This window comes from Kitasatospora sp. NPDC093558 (assembly GCF_040683475.1).
Lineage (GTDB): Bacteria > Actinomycetota > Actinomycetes > Streptomycetales > Streptomycetaceae > Kitasatospora.
The window spans coordinates 1-3,881 of record NZ_JBFBDY010000584.1; the positions used below are offsets into that span (position 1 = coordinate 1).

The 3,881-nt window shown below is 74.1% G+C and carries 5 protein-coding genes; 3 read left to right on the forward strand and 2 right to left on the reverse strand.

Annotated elements, in window-relative coordinates; genetic code table 11:
- Positions 1-382: 382 nt before the first annotated feature.
- Together AB0O00_RS31915 and AB0O00_RS31920 are read left to right on the forward strand one after the other, a co-directional pair.
- Positions 383-1,261, forward strand: a complete 879-nt coding sequence (locus AB0O00_RS31915; RefSeq protein WP_363657713.1) for a (2Fe-2S)-binding protein — start codon at positions 383-385, stop codon at positions 1,259-1,261.
- A 133-nt stretch (positions 1,262-1,394) separates the two neighbouring features.
- Positions 1,395-1,799 (forward strand): VOC family protein, encoded by a 405-nt coding sequence (locus AB0O00_RS31920; RefSeq protein WP_363657715.1) that lies wholly within the window; start codon positions 1,395-1,397, stop codon positions 1,797-1,799.
- Here the strand turns inward: AB0O00_RS31920 and AB0O00_RS31925 are convergent.
- Positions 1,760-2,206 (reverse strand): DUF6191 domain-containing protein, encoded by a 447-nt coding sequence (locus AB0O00_RS31925; protein WP_363657717.1) that lies wholly within the window; start codon positions 2,204-2,206, stop codon positions 1,760-1,762. The genes AB0O00_RS31920 and AB0O00_RS31925 overlap by 40 nt on opposite strands.
- Positions 2,207-2,401: 195 nt before the next feature.
- On the opposite strand from AB0O00_RS31925, the gene AB0O00_RS31930 reads away from it, so the two are divergent.
- Positions 2,402-3,160: a dienelactone hydrolase family protein gene (locus tag AB0O00_RS31930; RefSeq protein WP_363657719.1), complete on the forward strand. Its 759-nt coding sequence runs from the start codon at positions 2,402-2,404 to the stop codon at positions 3,158-3,160.
- A gap of 124 nt (positions 3,161-3,284) precedes the next feature.
- Here the strand turns inward: AB0O00_RS31930 and AB0O00_RS31935 are convergent, their stop codons facing one another.
- Positions 3,285-3,668, reverse strand: coding sequence for a hypothetical protein (locus AB0O00_RS31935; RefSeq protein WP_363657721.1), 384 nt, complete (start codon positions 3,666-3,668; stop codon positions 3,285-3,287).
- Between the last annotated feature and the right edge of the window lie 213 nt (positions 3,669-3,881).

Below are 3,881 nucleotides of genomic sequence, written 5' to 3' on the forward strand. Positions count from 1 at the left end.
AGGGCGTCGGCCACGGTGGACAGCGGGATCGAGCGCGAGCCGAGCGCGAGGCTCAGCGCGGCGCACAGCACGAGCGCGCACAGGCCGGCGGCCAGCAGCAGGGGCTGCCGGAGCGCGGGACGCCGGGGCGTCGCGGGGGCCGTGGAGGCCGGCGGGTCGGTTCTCAACACGAGTCGACATCTTAGGTTAGCTTTGCCTAAGTTCGTCAACAGTTGACAAATCGGACATCTCGCGGACGGGGTGCGGCGGGGCGTGCGGAGCGCCGCTCGGGCGGCCGCTCGAGCGGCATGTTGCGGGCGACTTGAATGTCTGTAAGGTGAGCCTCACCTTATCCGATCTCGGGAAGCAGAGCTCGGGAGTTTCGATGATCCCCGGACCACCCATGCCCGCGACGGCGCTCGCGTCGGCGCTGCCGCCGATGCCGCCCGTGCAACCCGCGTCGTCTGCGCGGGCCGCAGAGCCCGTGCCGCCCGCGTCGACCGTATCGGCGCTGGTTGCGGACTACCGGCGCCTGCGGGACCTCTGCCCCGTCCTCGGCCTGCGCCTGCTCGGCCCGGCCGACCCCGATCCGTCCGCCGCCGACGGCTGGTACTCCGGCGCCCAACTGGCCCGCGACGAAAAGGCCCTGGCCGCCGCGCTGGCCGGCGAAGAGGCCCGCATCGCCGAACTCCACGGCCGCGCCGCCCGGCCGCACGTCACCGCGTCGCGCCTGCTGCACCACTACGTGTGGTCCGCGTGCCTCCTCATCGCCGGCCCCTGGCACCTCGCCCGGCGCGTCCCGGCCATCGACCCCGCCGATCTCTGGCTGCACGCCCCCACCGGCGACCTCGCGCTGCGCCCGCGCGGACACGTCGGCCTTCCCGGCGAAGTCCTCGGCGAGGACGAGCTGCGGGCCGAGCTGCGCGCCGCCGTCGTGGCCCACGCCGAACCGCTGGTCGCCGCCTTCGCCGGGCCCACCCGCCGCCGGGACCGCGCGCTGTGGGGCATGGTCACGGACGACCTGGCCTCCGCGATCTGGTACCTCGGCAGGACGCTCGACGAGGAGGACGCGGCCGTCGCCGCCGCCGAGGCCGTCCTGCCCGGCGGCACCCTCCCGCTCCCCGGTGCGGCCGACTTCCGCCGCCTGCACACCCCCGACGGGCAGTGCCACCCCACCCGGACGCGGCTCGGCTGCTGCCTCTACTACGCCGTCGCGCCGGACGCCGTCGCCTGTCTGACCTGCCCGCGCACCTCCGACGAGGAACGGGTGTCACGGCTCTGACGGTCCGTAGGGGACGGGGACGGGGACGGGGGCGGGGGCGGGGACGGGGACGGGGACGGGAGACGGGGGTCGGGGGACGGGAGCGACGGCGGCCTGGACCGGCCTGTCAGCGGCACCTGCTAGCGTCACGCGCATGATCATCGACGCGACGACGCGGGTACGGATCGCCCGCCCCTCCCGGGACCTCGCGGCGGCCGAGCGGTTCTACGTCGGCGGCCTCGGCCTCGACGTGCTCTGGCGCACCACCGAGCGCGTGTCCGGCGAGCACGACCTGCTGATGGTCGGCCCGCCCGGCGGGGGCTGGCACTTCGAGCTCACCCACGACCCCGAACACCCGCTGGAACCCACCCCGACCGTCGACGACCTGTTCGTCGTCTACCTCGGCGCGCCCGTGGACGACGAACTCGTCGTCCGGCTCGAAGCCGGCGGCGGCACCCGGGTCACGTCCAACAACCCCTACTGGGACGCGCACGGCGTGACGATAGCCGACCCGGACGGCTACCGGCTCGTGCTCTGCTCCCGCGCCTGGGGAGCCTGACCGGCCGGCCGGTCCCCGTCCGGGGGCGTGGTGCCACCCGGTGCCGACATGCCAACCGGCGCGCCCGGTAGGCCCGGTACGCCCGGTGAGCCCGGCATGCCCGGGAGCACCGCCACGCCCGCTTCCAGGTCGACGCCGAAGTTCGGCGGTGCGCCGACCTGGGCGTCGTCGCGCAGTACCAGCTGCTCCCGCCGCTGCTCGATCTGCACCTGCTTGCCGGAGCTGAACAGCGCGTGCAACTCCTCCATGGCGCCGCCGCCCAGGCCGAAGCCGCCGCCGCCCCCGCCCCCTGCGCCGGACTTCGAGCCACGCCGAGGTGCCGCCTCGCCCCGGATCTGCAGCGCTGCCAGCAGTACCAATCCCGCGATCGCGGCCACCACCGCCGCCGTTCCCACGATCATCCCCATGCCGGACTCAACGTGCCCCGGCCGTAAAGGCGTTCCCGTCCGTACGGTCCGTCGCGGGGCCGGGGCCGCCGTAACTCACGGGCCATATCCCGGGCCACGGGTTACCCTGCCGCCCGTCGTCGAGAAGCGGCAACAGCCCCAACGGCGGCCAGAACCACCCACATCGGCACGACAGGCAGTACAGAGAGCGAGCACATGACCGTGCGCGGCACCACCGTGGAGATCCCGACGGCGGACGGCGTCGCCGACGCCTACTTCGTCCACCCCGACGACGCACTGCCCCACCGGGCCGTCATCGTCCACATGGACGCCTTCGGACTCCGGCCCCAGCTGATGGCCATGGCCGACCGGCTCGCCGAGGCCGGGTACGCCGTCCTCGTGCCCAACGCCTACTACCGGCACGGGCGCGCGCCGGTCATCGACTACCCCGAGGTCATCGACCCGGTCAACGACGATGCCATCTTCGACAAGCTCGTCCCGCTGCTCAACACCCTCACCCCCGAGGTGAACCGGCGCGACGCGGACGCCTACCTGGCCTGGCTGGACGAGTGCCCGCTCGTCAAGGACGGCCCCGTCGGCCTGACCGGCTACTGCCGGGGCGCCGTGCACGCGCTGCGCATGGCCGCCACCCACCCGGACCGGGCCGCCGCCGCGGCCGGGTTCCACGGCGGGAACCTCGCGCGCGAGGCGCCGGACAGTCCGCACCTCGGCGCCCACCTGATCACCGCCGAGCTGTACTTCGGTCACGCCGACGACGACCCGTCGCTCCCGCCCGAGCAGATCGCCCGCCTCGCCGAGGCGCTCACCGAGGCCGGCGTCCGCTTCCGCGCCGAGGTGTACAAGGGCGCCCTGCACGGCTTCACCCAGGCCGACACCACCCGCTACGACGAGGCCGGCGACGCCCGGCACTGGGTGGCCCTCCTCGCCCTGCTCAAGCGCGCCCTCCCCGCCTGATCCCCGCCTGGTCCCTGCCCGATCCTTGCCTGGGCCTGGTCCCGCCTGAATCCCTGCCTGATCCCGACTGATCCCGACTGATCCCGCCTGATCCCCGTCTCCGGCTCGACCGCCGCCCGGTCCCTCAGCCGAGCTCGCGCGGCGCGTCGGCGCACTCCTCCAGTGCGTCGGCGCGCCGCCGCAGTTCGGCCGCGATGTCGTCCCAGTCGGGCCCGTGGAGGATCAGGCTCATGGCGGCTTCGCGCAGCAGGTCCGGTTCGTCCGGGCGCTGGAGGAGGACCAGGCGGTAGGCGAGGTTGCGGATCCGCACCGGCAGGTAGCCGTCGCAGAGGTAGGGGCAGAGCTCGCGCAGCATGGCCAGGATCGTGTCGGCGTCCGCGAAGGTCAGCGACTCGATGAAGTAGCCCTCGTCGTGGTCCGGTTCGGTGCAGGGGCGGGGCGCGACCGGCTCGGGCCGGTACTCGTCGCCGTAGAGGCAGCGGGCGTGCTCGGTGAGGCTGCTGTGCATGCCCGGAGCCTACGGCTGTTTGCCGGGGATGTCCGTTCCGGGTTGTTCGCACTCTCTCTTTGCGCACTACTCACGCGACGGACACGAAGTGTTCGGGTTACGGTGTGCCCGGGCGGCCAAGGTCGGGGTCCGGCGGCGCACGCCGCCGGGACCACCGGAGCCGCCGCGCGCACGGGCGGCTGGGGAGGCGCCCGGCGCCGCCGAGCGGTGAGG

Excerpts from the sequence above, each read along its gene's own strand:
- AB0O00_RS31930 (WP_363657719.1), top strand. The coding sequence starts at position 2,402 with ATGACCGTGCGCGGCACCACCGTGGAGATCCCGACGGCGGACGGCGTC.
- AB0O00_RS31925 (WP_363657717.1), bottom strand. The coding sequence starts at position 2,206 with ATGGGGATGATCGTGGGAACGGCGGCGGTGGTGGCCGCGATCGCGGGA.
- AB0O00_RS31935 (WP_363657721.1), bottom strand. The coding sequence starts at position 3,668 with ATGCACAGCAGCCTCACCGAGCACGCCCGCTGCCTCTACGGCGACGAG.
- AB0O00_RS31920 (WP_363657715.1), top strand. The coding sequence starts at position 1,395 with ATGATCATCGACGCGACGACGCGGGTACGGATCGCCCGCCCCTCCCGG.
- AB0O00_RS31915 (WP_363657713.1), top strand. The coding sequence starts at position 383 with ATGCCCGCGACGGCGCTCGCGTCGGCGCTGCCGCCGATGCCGCCCGTG.